This window comes from Pseudomonas sp. GD04019 (genome assembly GCF_029837695.1).
Lineage (GTDB): Bacteria > Pseudomonadota > Gammaproteobacteria > Pseudomonadales > Pseudomonadaceae > Aquipseudomonas.
Genome location: NZ_JAOEEA010000020.1, coordinates 1 through 13,253 on the forward strand (window position 1 = coordinate 1; position 13,253 = coordinate 13,253).

Annotated in this window: 12 protein-coding genes; 5 read left to right on the top strand and 7 right to left on the bottom strand. The window is 67.4% G+C overall.

Features of this window, described 5'->3' with window-relative positions:
* Nucleotides 1–451 (bottom strand): acyl-CoA thioesterase (locus N7607_RS22590; RefSeq protein WP_279924049.1); only part of this gene is annotated, 451 nt, incomplete at its 3' end.
* 183 nt (nucleotides 452–634) lie between these two features.
* Here N7607_RS22590 and N7607_RS22595 point away from each other — a divergent pair.
* The gene (locus tag N7607_RS22595) at nucleotides 635–1,357 is read left to right on the top strand and encodes a tetratricopeptide repeat protein (protein ID WP_279865731.1); all 723 of its coding nucleotides are present in this window, start codon (nucleotides 635–637) and stop codon (nucleotides 1,355–1,357) included.
* A 32-nt stretch (nucleotides 1,358–1,389) separates the two neighbouring features.
* Here N7607_RS22595 and N7607_RS22600 read toward each other — a convergent pair whose 3' ends face one another.
* Both N7607_RS22600 and N7607_RS22605 read right to left on the bottom strand, forming a co-directional pair.
* Nucleotides 1,390–2,757: a glutamine synthetase family protein gene (locus tag N7607_RS22600; protein ID WP_279865730.1), complete on the bottom strand. Its 1,368-nt coding sequence runs from the start codon at nucleotides 2,755–2,757 to the stop codon at nucleotides 1,390–1,392.
* 120 nt (nucleotides 2,758–2,877) lie between these two features.
* Entirely contained in the window at nucleotides 2,878–4,269 is a 1,392-nt protein-coding gene (locus N7607_RS22605; protein ID WP_279865729.1) for an aspartate aminotransferase family protein, read from the bottom strand.
* Nucleotides 4,270–4,462: 193 nt separating this feature from the next.
* Between N7607_RS22605 and N7607_RS22610 the strand changes: the two genes are divergently transcribed.
* From N7607_RS22610 to N7607_RS22625, 4 genes are all read left to right on the top strand, one after another.
* Nucleotides 4,463–5,125, top strand: a complete 663-nt coding sequence (locus N7607_RS22610) for a GntR family transcriptional regulator (protein WP_279865728.1) — start codon at nucleotides 4,463–4,465, stop codon at nucleotides 5,123–5,125.
* A gap of 105 nt (nucleotides 5,126–5,230) precedes the next feature.
* Nucleotides 5,231–6,829, top strand: coding sequence for a tetratricopeptide repeat-containing response regulator (locus tag N7607_RS22615; protein WP_279865727.1), 1,599 nt, complete (start codon nucleotides 5,231–5,233; stop codon nucleotides 6,827–6,829).
* Nucleotides 6,826–7,506, top strand: coding sequence for a HAMP domain-containing sensor histidine kinase (locus N7607_RS22620; protein ID WP_279865725.1), 681 nt, complete (start codon nucleotides 6,826–6,828; stop codon nucleotides 7,504–7,506). The genes N7607_RS22615 and N7607_RS22620 overlap by 4 nt, the downstream gene beginning before the upstream one ends.
* 209 nt (nucleotides 7,507–7,715) lie before the next feature.
* Nucleotides 7,716–9,101: a pectin acetylesterase-family hydrolase gene (locus N7607_RS22625; protein WP_279865724.1), complete on the top strand. Its 1,386-nt coding sequence runs from the start codon at nucleotides 7,716–7,718 to the stop codon at nucleotides 9,099–9,101.
* Nucleotides 9,102–9,260: 159 nt separating this feature from the next.
* On the opposite strand, the gene N7607_RS22630 is transcribed toward N7607_RS22625, so the two are convergent.
* The 4 genes from N7607_RS22630 to N7607_RS22645 all read right to left on the bottom strand — a co-directional run bounded on the left by N7607_RS22630 (nucleotide 9,261) and on the right by N7607_RS22645 (nucleotide 13,161).
* Nucleotides 9,261–9,902: a hypothetical protein gene (locus tag N7607_RS22630; RefSeq protein WP_279865723.1), complete on the bottom strand. Its 642-nt coding sequence runs from the start codon at nucleotides 9,900–9,902 to the stop codon at nucleotides 9,261–9,263.
* A gap of 68 nt (nucleotides 9,903–9,970) precedes the next feature.
* Nucleotides 9,971–10,378, bottom strand: coding sequence for an SMI1/KNR4 family protein (locus tag N7607_RS22635; protein ID WP_279865722.1), 408 nt, complete (start codon nucleotides 10,376–10,378; stop codon nucleotides 9,971–9,973).
* A gap of 232 nt (nucleotides 10,379–10,610) precedes the next feature.
* Nucleotides 10,611–12,608, bottom strand: coding sequence for a PhoX family phosphatase (locus N7607_RS22640; RefSeq protein WP_279865721.1), 1,998 nt, complete (start codon nucleotides 12,606–12,608; stop codon nucleotides 10,611–10,613).
* A 106-nt stretch (nucleotides 12,609–12,714) separates the two neighbouring features.
* Nucleotides 12,715–13,161, bottom strand: a complete 447-nt coding sequence (locus tag N7607_RS22645) for a hypothetical protein (RefSeq protein ID WP_279865720.1) — start codon at nucleotides 13,159–13,161, stop codon at nucleotides 12,715–12,717.
* Between the last annotated feature and the right edge of the window lie 92 nt (nucleotides 13,162–13,253).

Consider the following 13,253-nt stretch of genomic DNA (forward strand, 5'->3'; position numbering starts at 1 on the left):
GCTCCAGTTCCTGGCGTATCGCCCGGCGCTTCTGCGCCAGGGCGTAGCGGCGGCGGTCGTCGGCGCTCTCCGGTTGCAGCGGCGGCACCGGGGTCGGCTGGCCCTGGTCGTCCACCGCCACCATGTTGAAGAAGCAGCTGTTGGTGTGGCGCACCGACTTCTCGCGGATGTTCTCGGTGATCACCTTGATGCCGATCTCCATCGAGGTGCGCCCGGTGTAGTTCACCGAGGCGAGGAAGGTGACCAGCTCGCCGACGTGAATCGGCTGGCGGAAGATCACCTGGTCCACCGACAGGGTCACCACGTAGCAGCCGGCGTAGCGCGCGGCACAGGCATAGGCCACCTCGTCGAGGTATTTGAGCAGGGTACCTCCGTGTACGTTGCCGGAAAAGTTGGCCATGTCCGGCGTCATCAGCACGGTCATGGAGAGTTTGCTGGTTGCGAGTTCCATCTTGTGTCTCATAGGCAGTTTTAAGGTGCTGGCGATGCAGTCCTGCGGGGTCTGCTTGTTGTTATAGGTGCTGCCTGTGTACTTCGCTGTGCCAGCCCGGGGCGCCATGCAAGTTCGCGGCCGCTGTCCGGCAAAGCGGCCGGCGGGGCGCTAAGCTTGGGCCTTTGCACGAGGAGACCGAGCATGCGAAGCCACCTGCTGCCCCTGTTACTGCTCCCTTTCGGCGCGCTGTGCACCGCCGAGCAGCAGGCCTGCGACAGCGCCAATGCCTGCAACCAGGCCGGTACCGCCGCCTACAAGGCCGGCCTGTATCCACAGGCGATCGAGGCCTTCGAGCGCCAGCTGCGCCGCACCGAGCAGGGCAACGGCGACGCCGGCGGTACCGAGGAGCTGGCGTTGAACAACCTGATGCTGGCCAACCTCAAGGCCGGCGATGCGGGCATGGCCCGCGCCTGGCTGGAAGTGGCGCTGGACCGCGGCTTCGGTGGCTCGGCCACCCGCCACAACCTCGGCAAGGTGGCGCAGGCGCTGGACTTGCCGGCGCTGGCCGCCAGCGTCGCGGGCCACTACCTGCGCTACGCCGGCATGGGCATGTGGAGCAGCCTGGACATCCGCCGCAAGGATGCCGGCTACGAGGTGATGTTCGCGCCGCTGCGGGTCGGCCCGCAGGTCGAGGAATTCGGCCCGGCGGCCATCGGCGAGCTGAGCGGCACCATCGCCGGCCCCGGCCCGCACTTCAGCCTGCAGAACACCGGCCTGGACCAGGGCTGCGCCGTGGAGCTGCTGTGGACCGGTGCCGACCTGCGCGTGCTGGAGGCCCATGGCGAGGGCTGCCAGACCTATGGCGGTGCCGGCACCAGCGTCGGCGGGCGCTATTACAAGACCAGCATCACGGCGCAGTTCTGAGGGCCAGTACGGTCGCCGCGCACGCAAGGGTCTCAGGCGTGGGTCAGATACCAGCGCCAGTCCTGCTCGCCGACCTCGCCGACGAACTGGCGGAACTCTTCCCACTTGATGGCCAGGAAGATCTTCAGGAAGTCCTCGCCCAGCGCCTGCTTGGCCCAGCTCGACTGTTCCAGGTTGCGCAGCGCGGTCAGCCAGTCGGTGGGCAGGGTCTCGCGGGCCTGCTCGTAGCCGTTGCCGACGATGGCCTCGCCAGGGTCGATCTGGTTCTTGATGCCGTGGTGGATGCCGGCGAGGATCGCCGCCGCCGCCAGGTACGGGTTGGCGTCGGCGCCGCAGATGCGGTGCTCGACGTGCCGGCTCTTGGCCGGGCCGCCCGGTACGCGGAACGACACGGTGCGATTGTTCACCCCCCAGCTCTTGGCCAGCGGCGCGTAGCTGTTGGCCTGGAAGCGCCGGTAAGAGTTGGCGTTGGGGCAGAAGATCGCCAGGGCGTCGTTGAGCGTGGCCATCATGCCGCCAATGGCGTGCTTGAGCAGCGGCGTGCCATGTGGGTCTTCCGAGGCCATCAGGTTGTTGCCCTCGGCGTCGGCCAGCGACACGTGCATATGCAGGCCGCTGCCGGCCAGGTCGCCAAACGGCTTGGCCATAAAGCAGGCTTGTAACCCATGTTTATTGGCAACGCCCTTGACCAGGCGCTTGTAGCGCACGCCCTCGTCGACAGCCTGCAGGGCGTCGAAGCGGTGCTCCAGGGTCAGCTCGACCTGGCCCGGCGCGTATTCGGAGATCGCCGTGCGCACCGGCAGGCCCTGTACCTCGCAGGCGGCGTAGAGGTCGTCGAGGAACGGCTGCAGCTGCTCCAGCTCGTACACGCCGTACACCTGCGGCGCCTGCGGGCGCACGCCGTTCATCTGCAGCGCCGGCTGCGGGCGGCCGCTGGCGTCGCGCTGTTTATCCAGCAGGTAGAACTCCAGCTCCACCGCCATCACCGGGTGGTAGCCGTCGGCCTTGAGCGCGTCGATGGCACGGGCCAGCACGTGGCGCGGGTCACCGGGGGTGGCCGGCAGGCCCTGGGTCGGGTGCATGCTGACCTGCAGCTGGCCGGTGGGCACGGCGCGCCAGGGTTGCAGGGTCAGCGAACCGGGGATCGGGTAGGTCCAGCAGTCGGCGTCGGCGACTTCCCAGACCAGGCCGCTGGCCTCCACGTCTTCGCCCTGGATGGTCAGCGAGAGGATCGAACTGGGCAGCGGCCGGCCGTTCTCGTAGATGGCCAGCAGTTCGTCGCGGTGCAGCAGCTTGCCGCGCGGGATGCCGTTGGCGTCGATCAGCATCAGCTCGATGCTGCGTACGTCCGGGTGCTTGGCGAGGAAGTCGCGGGCTTCCTGGGGGTTGGCAAACTGCATGACGATGTCCTTGCTTCTATTCCCCTCTCCCTGTGGGAGAGAGGCTAGGGGTGAGGGTGGTTCGGGAGATGAGGGGGCTGGTTGTCCCTCACCCCAGCCCTCTCCCAGAGGGAGAGGGAGTTATAGCCGGGCGCCGGGAATGGCCAGCAGCTCGGTGAGGGCCGCATCGAGCATGCCGATCAGCTTGTCCACATCCTCTGCCGTGGTGCTCGGGCAGCACAGGGTCATATTGTGGAACGGGGTGATCAGGATGCCGCGGTTGATCAGGTACAGGTGCAGGGCCATCTGCAGCTCGTCGTGGAAGGCGGCCTCGGCCTCGGCTCCGGTCTTCGGCGACACCGGGCAGAACTGGAACTCGCTGCGCGCGCCCAGCTCGGTCACCGACCACGTCAGCTCGTGCTTGCCGATCAGCGAACGGAAGCCGGCGGCCAGGCGCTTGGCCAGCGGCAGCATGTGCGCGTAGGCGGCGGGGGTCATCACCTGTTCCAGGTTGGCGCGCATGCAGTGCATGGCCAGGGCGTTGGCCGACAGGGTGGTGCCCATGCCGCTGTGGCCGTGGCCATGGCTGCCTTCGCTGGCGCGTCTGCGCGATTCGGTCATGGCCTCGGCCATCGCCGCGCTGCAACCGAAGATGCCGCACGGCACGCCGCCGGCGATCGGCTTGCCGACCACGAAAAAGTCCGGGTCGAGATCCCACAGTTTCGTGCAGCCGCCGATATCGGTAGAGATGGTGTGGGTCTCGTCGATGATCAGCAGCGCGCCGTATTTCTTGGTCAGCTCGCGGCACTTCTGCATAAAGCCCGGCTCGGGCAGGACCATGCCGATATTGGTCATCGCCGGCTCGCAGAGCAGGGCGCAGACATCGCCCTGGGCCAGCGCGGCTTCCAGAGCGGCCACATCGTTGAATGGGATCGAGCGGCTGTACTGGGTCAGGTCGTAGGCCTGGCCGACCAGGCCGGAGCGCGGCACGGTCGCGCCGTCGCGGTAGCGCACCATCACGTCGTCGACGGTGCCGTGGTAGCAGCCGTCGAACACCAGCAGGGTCTTGCGCTGGGTGATCGCGCGCGCCCAGCGCAACACGTAGCGATTGGAGTCGGTGGCAGTGGCCGTGACCTGCCAGAATGGCAGGCCGAAGCGCGCCGCCAGCAGTTCGCCGCAGACCACGGCGTCTTCACCCGGTAGCATGGTGGTCAGGCCGTTGTTGCCCTGCTCGGCGATGGCCTTGGCGATCGGGTCCGGGGAATGGCCGAACATGGTGCCGGTGTCGCCCAGGCAGAAGTCGATGTATTCGTGGCCGTCCACGTCATAGAAGCGTGCGCCCTTGGCCCGTTCGACGAACAGCGGCACCGGGGTCGACCAGTCGGCCATCCAGTGCATCGGCACGCCGCCATACAAGGAGTTGCGCGCACGCTCGGCCAGGGCCACCGACTTGGGGTTGCGCTCGATGAAGCGGGCGCGCTCGCGAGCGGCGAAGGCCTCCACGGCGGACGGGCTGATACCACTGGCAGTCATGTTGCACACCTCGTTCGAATTTCCGCACATGCTATTTTGTGATCACATAAATAGCAATGAGTGGTTAAATCGGCCATATAAAGTGCATTTAATGCAATTGTGTGATCACAAAAGAATATTAGGAGTAGACCATGCGTGACTGTTCCCTGACCCTCGGCCAGCTCCCCGCGCCGCCACGAGGCCGCTGAAAATCATGGCCGACAATCTGCAGGAAACACTCTACCAACGTATTCGCGAAAGCCTGCTCGAGGGGCGCTTCCAGCCTGGCGAGCGCCTGAAGATCCGCGACCTCGCCGCCCAGTGGGGCACCAGCCCGATGCCGGTGCGCGCCGCGCTGCAACGCCTGGTCGCCGAGGGCGCACTGGAGGGCGAGCCGCAGCGCTCGGTGCGCGTGCCGCTGATGACCCGCGAACGCTACCAGAACATCTTCCAGGTGCGCCTGGGCCTCGAAGGCCTGGCCGTGGAGCTGGCCACGCCGCACCTGAGCCCCGCCGACATGGCCGAGCTGCGCGACTGCGTGCAGCGCATGGACCTGGCCATCGAGCAACGCCAGGTGCAGGACTACCTGGAGGCCAACAGCCGCTTCCATCTGCGTCTCTACGGCGCCTGTGGCAACCCGATACTGCTGCGCAGCATCGAGTCGTTGTGGCTGCAGATCGGCCCGTTCTTCAACCGCCTGTTCACCGGCGCCGACCTGTCGCTGCGGCTCAACGACTTCCACGAGGAAGCCTTCGCCGCCATCGAGGCCGGCGACGCCAAGGCCGCGCGCAAGGCCATGGAGCAGGACCTGATCTACTTCGCCCGTTTCCTGCTCAACCTGCTGGAGCTGGAAGGCGCGCAGCCGCGCAGCCGCTGAGAACAGGGGTGCCCGGGGCCTGCCTCGACTGGGTAATAGTCCTGATCGAGACAGGCCCGATTCCTGGCTTACACTGAATCTCCCCGGTCCAAGGAATGCCCTTCGATGCAGGACTACAGCCAGCAGCGCTTTCTCATCGTCGATGACTTCAACGACTTCCTCAGCTCGGTCAAGGCCATGCTGCGCGAGATGGGCGCGCGCGACGTGGACACCGCCAACCGCGGCGAGGAAGCCATCGCCATGTGCCGGCAGAAGCGCTACGACATCATCCTCCACGACTACAACCTGGGCGCCGGCAAGAACGGCCAGCAGGTGCTGGAGGAGCTGATCGCCGCGCGGCTGATCAGCCACCTGTGCATCTTCGTCATGGTCACCGCCGAGAGCAGCCAGGCCATGGTGCTCAGCGCCCTGGAGCACGAGCCGGATGCCTACCTGACCAAGCCGTTCAACCGCGCCAGCCTGGCCCAACGTCTGGACAAGCTGATGGAGCGCAAGACGCTGCTCAAGCCGGTGCTGCAGGCGCTGGACAAGCAGGCCCCGGCCGACGTGCTGGCCGCCTGCGACCGCCTCAGCCAGCAGGACAAGCGCCTGCTACCACTGTGCCAGCGCTACAAGGCCGGCGCCCTGCGCGAGCTGGGCCGCAGCGAGGAGCTGGAGCGTCTGCTCAATGCCGTGCTGGCTGACCGCGCCATTCCCTGGGCCTATCAGGGGCTCGGCGCGCTGCTGCTGGCGCGCGGCGAGCACCTGCATGCGCGGCAGATCTATGAGAAGGCGCTGCAGACCTTTCCCATGCAGCCTGGCCTGTACGACGGCCTGGCCGCCGTGCTCGATGCCGAGGGTGAGGCCAAGCGCGCCCAGGAAATCCTCGAGGACGCCGTGCGCCTGTCGCCCCTGGCCATTCGCCGCCAGGCCCAGCTGGGCAAGCTGGCTTTGCGCAACGAGGATTTCGCCGGCGCTTCCAAGGCCTATCGCAGCGCCATGGAGCAGGGTCGCCACTCGCGTTTCAAGAGCCCGGAGAACTACCTGGGTCTGAGCCAGGCGCTGATCGCCGGCGCCGGCGAGGAGGGCCTGGACAAGCGTGCCCAGGCCGAGATCAACCAGACCCTGGCCGAGCTGGACAACCAGTACGCCAACGACCAGGCGCTCAAGGTGCGCTCGCGCCTGATGCAGGCCAGCAGCCTGCACAAATCCGGCGACTCGGCCCGCGCCACCCAGCTGGCCCAGCAGGCGGTGGCCGGCCTCGATCAGCTCGGCGAGTTCTTCTCCGCCGAGGCGGCGCTGACCCTGGCCGCCCAGCTCAAGCAGCTGGGCCAGGCCGAGGCCGGCGAGGGCCTGCTGAAGAGCTGCGTGGAGATCTATGGCGACGACCCGGCCGTGCTGCAGGGCGTGGCCAAGCTGACCAGCGATCCGGCCATCCTCGGCAGCGCCAAGGAGGCGGTGGAGCTCAACCGCCAGGGCGTGCGCGCCTACCAGTTGAGCCGCTTCGGCGACGCTCTGGAGCTGTTCCGCCGGGCATTGGCGCTGCAGCCGAAGAACATCAGCATCGCCCTCAACACCGCCCAGTCGCTGCTGCGTGCGGGCGGCGAACAGGCGGAGCTGGCCGAGGAATGCCGCGCCTGCCTCGACGCGGTGCGCATGATTCCGCCCAGCGACCCGCGCTACGAGCGCTACCAGCAGCTGCGCCGCCGGGTGTTCGGCGAATGAGCGGACTGGACTTCTCCACGGTGATCGCCTCCACCGTGCACGACATGAAAAATTCCCTGGCCATGCTCGGCCAGGCCCACGCCCAGTGGCTGGCGCAGCTGCCGGAAGAGCTGCGTGGCGGCAACGAGCGCGGGGTGATCGAGTACGAGTTCGCCCGCCTCAACGGCATGCTGGTGCAGCTTCTCGGCCTGTACAAGCTGGGGGTCAACCAGTTGCCGCTGCGCCCTGGCTACCAGGAGGTGGAGGACTTCATCTGCGCCCAGCTGGCGCGCCACGACGAAGTGCTGCACAGCCGCAGCATCGCCGCCCGCTGCGAGGTGGAGGAATTCGACCTGATGGGCTTCTTCGACCAGGAGCTGCTCGGCTCGGTGGTGGCCAACGTCATCGCCAACTCCATCCGCTATGCGCGCAGCGCCCTGCTGATCAGCGCCCGTGAGGAAGGCGGGGAGCTGCTGCTGAGCATCAACGACGACGGCGTCGGCTACCCGACTGCCATGCTCGAACACCAGGCCGACTACGTGCTCGGCCTCAATCAGAGCAGCGGCAGCACCGGCCTGGGCCTGTATTTCGCCGCGCGCATCGCCGAGCTGCACGAGCGCAACGGCGTGCGCGGGCGCATCGAACTGCGCAACGGCGGCCCGTTGGGCGGTGGTGAATTCCGCATCTATCTGCCGTGAAAGATGGCCGGCGATGCCGGCGCTATCGCGGCGGTTAGCATCTTTTCCCGCTCTATCACGAATCAATATAACGGCGCTTTGGGCCTTCGCCGCGCCATGTACTAGCGTGCCTCTTGTACCCCGTCCCGCAAAAGGGACCATCGCGCAGCATGGAGGCATCCGGCAGTAGTCCGTGCTCGTACAACAAGAACAAGACGAGGACACGCCCCATGAAGTCTGCCTTGCTGACCTGCTGCCTGTGCGTCATGGCCCTGCTGACCGCCCCGGCCCACGCCGAACTGGGTGACTACAGCGTCTGGAAGACCCTGCTCAACCTGACCATGCCGCCACCGGCGGACAACAAGGTCACCCCCGAACAGGGCCTCGGCCCCTATCCGCTGCTGAACAACCCCGGCGGCTTCAACTCCGGCTTCAAGCCCGGCAACTACTACGGCTGGCAGACCGTACAGCTGGCGCCGCAGACCGGCGCGGTGTGCGGCAACGGCTCGCCCTACAAATTCTTCGTCAACCGCGTGCCCAACACCACCAACACCATCATCTACCTGGAAGGTGGCGGCGCCTGCTGGGACTACGCCAGCTGCACCGGGCAGAGCGGCATTCGCGGGGCGCGCAACCCCGACGGCATCCCCAACGACTACATGAGCCTGCTCAACCCCGGCGCCAGCCTGGTCAGCCCGCTGGTAGTGCGCCTGCACCCGTGGACGCGGACCAAGCCGCAGAACTGGAACATGATCTACGTGCCCTACTGCACCGGCGACATCTACTCCGGCGACAAGGTGGCGGTCTACGATGACCCGCAGAACCAGAAGCCGCCGCTGATCTGGCACCACAACGGCCTGCGCAACACCCGCGCCGTGGTGGCCTGGCTGAAGAACAACCTGCCGCGTCCGGCGCAGCTGCTCACCACCGGCTGCAGTGCCGGCGGCGCGGGCAGCCTGACCAATTACGTGAACATCCGCCAGGACATGGCGCCGACCCGCGGCTTCCTCCTCGACGACTCCGGCCCGGTATTCAGCGCGCCGCCCGGCAGCGATATCGCCCAATACCCGTCGCGCCCGCTGCAGGACCACATCCGCGCGGTCTGGGGCCTCAACGAGGGCACGGTGCCCTATCTGCAGAGCCGTCTGCCGGGGCTCGATGGCGCCGACCTGGGCAGCCTCTACTCGGCGCTGTCGGCCAACCTGCCGGGTGATCGCCTCGGTCATACCCACTTCTGGCAGGACCTCAACTACTCGTCCTACTCCTACGAGCGCTTCCATCCGGACATCATCAACGCCCCGGACGCTGCCACCAAGGAGGCGCTGATCCACGCCAAGTGGGCGGTGGACACCGACCGCCTGCGCAACCAGCTGAGCAACCTGAGCAATTTCGGTGGCTATTTCCCGCAGTACCGCGCGGTGAACGAGAGCCACTGCACCAGCATCATCGAGTTCGCCAACTCCGATGTGCAGGAGCAGAACCTGCAGCTCGACCACTTCGTCAACAACCTGCTGGAGGGCAGCGGTGCGGTGCTGTCGGCCTCGGAGAGCAGCGACGCGGCGGACAAGGCCAAGCCGTTCAATCTGCTGTACTACATCCTCGACCAGCTGCTCTGAGAGCCCGCCTACGATCTGCTGTGCGTCGACCAAAGGGTGTTGGAGGTAATCCGGGACGCGGCGTCTCGGAATGCTTATTTACCATCGTAAACTGCGCTTCCTCGGCCGCCTCCGCCACCCTTTGTCTCTAGCTCGCGAGACCGCGATCGGACTCTTGGGCTATTGATACGCCTGCTCCCGCGCCTCCTGCAGGCGCTGGCGCAGGTACTGGTCGCGGCTCAGGCCATCGGGGATGCTGTCCAGGCTCAACACCTCGTCGACGATGCGCTTCTCGTCGGACTTGTACTGGGTGAAGCGCGCATCGGGTGTCTTGTTGCGGGCTTCGCGCGCCTGGCTGAGGGCCTGGTAGCGGGCGACCAATGCATCGGCCCGGGCCTTCTGCGCCTCCTCGTCGCCCCCTTCGGCCTGGGCCAGGCCGACCTGCAGCAACAACGCCTCGCTCAATGCCAACTCGCCCGCCGCCTCGCGCCGGTCGATCTCCTTGGCCAGGGCCGCCGCGCGCTGGCGTCGTTCGGCCTCGCCCAGTTCGGCGGCGGACTTGATAAAGCTCTGGTAGTCGGCGCCGAACTGCAGACGGGCCTGATAGTTCTGCACGGCGGGGTTGTTCCGCAGTGCCTGGCGGGTGGCGGGGTCGAGCGGGGCGGGGCTGCCGTTCGCGGCGCCGGCGTTTGCCACGGGAGCCGGTGGCAGAGGCGCATCGGCGGGTGCGGTTTCGGAGCCGGCCAGGCCCAGCCACAAGCCGCCGCCGATGGCGAGGGTGGCGAGGCCGCTCAGGAGCAACCAGCTCGGGAGTTTGGTCATGGTGCTTGGCTTCCGGGAGTCACTGGCTGCCAGTTAAGTCCAGGCACGTGCAGGCTTCCAGCGGCGCCTCAGCCTTCCAGCCACACGTCGCGGCACCAGTGCCATACCGAGTCCCAGCTCTCGTCGGTCAGCTCGCCCTCGCTGCCGTCCCACAGCCAGACGGTGCCTTCCACGTCCACCGCGTAGTAGTCGCGGCCGTCCTGGCACAGCGGCACCAGGTCGCGCGGCAGGCCGCGGTCCCAGGCCACCGAGGCGACTTCCGGCAGGTAGGTGTGCGAGTGCGGGTCGCTGGCGGTCACCGGCTCCAGACGGCCGTAGACCACGTCGCTGACCTTGAGCAGGTACTCGCGCAGCTCGAAGGGCAGGTGGATGAGAAGCTGTTCCTGGATCTCCACCAGGGTCTCCTCCTCCGGTAGCTCCAGCGGCACCGGCACCGGCTCGTTGAGTTCGCGCAGCTGATCGATGACTTCTTCCACGGTGCGTCTCCTGGCAAGCGGATTCGGCTAGAGGGTAGCCGTTGGAGGCGCGTTTTACCTTGTGTGGCGGCCAAGGGGAAGTAGCCCGGATGCAATCCGGGGCGGAGTTGCCGGCTTTCCCGGATTGCATCCGGGCTACGACCTCGGGCTGCTTGGCTACAGAAGCGAAACCATGCCCATCTGCAAACAGAAAACCCGGGCAAGCCCGGGTTCGCTGACTGGAGCGAAGGCCTTACATCAGGCGCTTGCCGTCCTCGCGGGTGATCACCACGGTGGCCGAACGCGGCCGCCGGCCTGGGCCGTCCGGCCAGGTGCTGAGCAGGTTGCCGGCGGTGGAGCCTTCGCCGGGGTGCTGGATATTGACGAACAGGGTGCGGAAGTCCGGCGTGGCGCTGATGCCGGTGACTTCGGCGCCGATCGGGCCGATCAGGAAGCGCTTGATCTCGCCCGTGCGCGGGTCGGCCACCAGCATCTGGTTGTGGCCGAACGGGCCGCTGGCCAGCTGGCTGCCGCTCATGTCGGTCTGGATCCACAGGCGGCCGTCCGGGTCGAACCACAGGCCGTCCGGGCTGGCCAGGATGCTGGCGTCGCCGAGCGGCTGGCCGTTGGGGCCGCGGCTGTCGGACTGCGGTCCGGCGAGCAGGAAGATGTCCCAGTTGAAGCGCTTGCCGGCGTGGTCGCGGCGGTCTTCGCGCCAGCGGATGATGTGCCCGTAGGGGTTGGCCGCACGCGGGTTGGCGGCGTCCGCCACGGTGCGCGCGCTGTTGTTGGTGAGGGTGAAGTAGACCTCGCCGTTGTCCGGGTTGACCGCGCCCCACTCGGGACGGTCCATCTTGGTGGCGCCGGCGATGTCAGCGGCCAGGCGGGTATTGATCAGTACTTCGCCCTGGTCGGCGAAGCTCACCCCGGCCTTCTGGCAGGCGGCCTGGAAGGCCTTGTCGCGCAGGTCCAGGGCCAGCCAGTCGCCGCTGCCGTCGGCGTTGAAGCGCGCCACGTAGAGGGTGCCCTCGTCGAGCAGGCGCCCTGGCTGGCGCAGTAGCGGCAGGTACTTGCCACGGCTGACGTACTTGTAGATGTACTCGTTCTGCGAGTCGTCGCCGGAGTAGCACACCAGCGGGCGGCCGGCCTGCACCGGGGCGAAGATCAGGCCCTCGTGGGCGAAGCGGCCAAGGGCGCTGTGCTTGACCGGGGTGGAGTCCGGGTCGAAGGGATCGATCTCGACGATCCAGCCGAAGTGGTTGGGTTCGTTGCGGTAGTCGCCCGTGGCGTCGGCGGCCTTGCGGGTGGCGTCGAAGCGCTGGAACTCGTCGCCGGGCAGGGTCTCCCAGCCGAAGCGGCTGGTGCTGCGCAGGCCGTAGCGCTGCAGCTCGCGCGGCAGGCTGGTGTCGCGCGTGGCGAAGTAGCCGGCCCAGTTCTCTTCGCAGGTGAGGTAGGTGCCCCAGGGCGTGTAGCCGTTCGAGCAGTTGTTCTGGGTACCGCGGCTGGCGGTGCCGTTGGGGCTGTGCAGGGTCTTGAGCAGCGCGTGGCCGCGGGCCGGGCCGACCATCTGCATCGGCGTGGCGGCGGTGACGCGGCGGTTGTAGCGGCCGGGCACCACCTGCCAATCGCCGAAGCGGTCGCGGCGGATCTCGACGATGGTCACCCCATGCGCGTTGATTTCCTTGCGCACTTCCTCGGCCACGGTGCGCAGGCCGTTCACCGTGGTCGGGCCATTGGGGTGCAGCAGCGGAGCGTCGATGTACTCGTTGTTGAACACCAGCAGGCCGTGGTTGGAACGGCGCCCGCCGCCATGCCGGCCGTCGATGGGGAAGAAGTGCATGCCGTCGTGGTGCATGCCGACCTGCTCGGCCTGGTCCTGGGCGCTGTTGCTGGCGTCCTCGAGGAAGGCCGGGAAGCGTCCGCTGATCGGCGTGCCCCAGGGCACGCAGACGCTGGCGCGGTAGCCGGCGGGCACCGTGATGGTGTCGGCGCGGCCCACCGGCAGCGCGTCGAAGGGCAGGCGATTGCGCTTGCCCCAGCCGTGCCTGGCCCCCTTGGCTGTCTGCTCGGCGGCCTCGACTGCCTGCGGCAGCACGCCGAGGAAGCCGAGCGCGCCGACGGCCACGCCACCGGCGAGGATCTGCCGGCGGCGCTGGTCGATCAGCTCGCTCATGTGCGGGTTGCTGGAGTGGTTGCTGGGGAGTTCATCACCGCTGCCAAACAGCACGGCGTTGTTGTCATCGAGGCTCATCGTTCGGTTCCCTTCTGCGGAGGAGTTGCGACGGAGCCATGACGCTAGCGGGCAAAGAAGACGGAACGATGACGCTGGCGTGGCGAATCGACGGGGTGCGTGCTGGTTAACGTTTCTGCCGGCGGCGTTCGGCGCCGCACATCAGCCGGGCGTCGAGCAGGGCGTGGTGGGGAATGTCGGCCTCCGCCAGGTCGCTGAGCAGTGCGGCATCCTCGCGGCAGTTCACATGCTCGGGCAGGCCGCCCGCGCCGAGCAGGCCGAGCAGCAGCGGCCAGTCCCAGGCCAGGGCGTCGCTGACGATCTCCACCTCGGCATAGCCGGCGAGAAAGGCGTGCAGCTCGCGGGTGGCCTCGGCGCGGCTGCGTCCGTGGCGGGCCGGGTCCAGCTGGGGCAGGACGATCTGGTGGACGAACTCGGAGCAGTCCGCCGGGCTCCAGCCGTCGCTCAGTTCGACATACAGCTCGGCGCCATTTGGATCGACCAGGGCCAGGCTGATCAGCCGATAGTCGGCCGTGAGGTTGGTGAATTCGGTATCGAGGAACAGGATGTGCATTGTCGTTTTTCTTGCCGAGGCCAAGCGGCACTCTAGCAGCGAGCGGGCATGAAAAACCCGGGACTGGCCCGGGTTCTTCGTAACGCGATGGG

Excerpts from the sequence above, each read along its gene's own strand:
- N7607_RS22615 (WP_279865727.1), top strand. The coding sequence starts at position 5,231 with ATGCAGGACTACAGCCAGCAGCGCTTTCTCATCGTCGATGACTTCAAC.
- N7607_RS22640 (WP_279865721.1), bottom strand. The coding sequence starts at position 12,608 with ATGAGCCTCGATGACAACAACGCCGTGCTGTTTGGCAGCGGTGATGAA.
- N7607_RS22630 (WP_279865723.1), bottom strand. The coding sequence starts at position 9,902 with ATGACCAAACTCCCGAGCTGGTTGCTCCTGAGCGGCCTCGCCACCCTC.
- N7607_RS22600 (WP_279865730.1), bottom strand. The coding sequence starts at position 2,757 with ATGCAGTTTGCCAACCCCCAGGAAGCCCGCGACTTCCTCGCCAAGCAC.
- N7607_RS22645 (WP_279865720.1), bottom strand. The coding sequence starts at position 13,161 with ATGCACATCCTGTTCCTCGATACCGAATTCACCAACCTCACGGCCGAC.
- N7607_RS22620 (WP_279865725.1), top strand. The coding sequence starts at position 6,826 with ATGAGCGGACTGGACTTCTCCACGGTGATCGCCTCCACCGTGCACGAC.
- N7607_RS22625 (WP_279865724.1), top strand. The coding sequence starts at position 7,716 with ATGAAGTCTGCCTTGCTGACCTGCTGCCTGTGCGTCATGGCCCTGCTG.
- N7607_RS22605 (WP_279865729.1), bottom strand. The coding sequence starts at position 4,269 with ATGACTGCCAGTGGTATCAGCCCGTCCGCCGTGGAGGCCTTCGCCGCT.
- N7607_RS22610 (WP_279865728.1), top strand. The coding sequence starts at position 4,463 with ATGGCCGACAATCTGCAGGAAACACTCTACCAACGTATTCGCGAAAGC.
- N7607_RS22595 (WP_279865731.1), top strand. The coding sequence starts at position 635 with ATGCGAAGCCACCTGCTGCCCCTGTTACTGCTCCCTTTCGGCGCGCTG.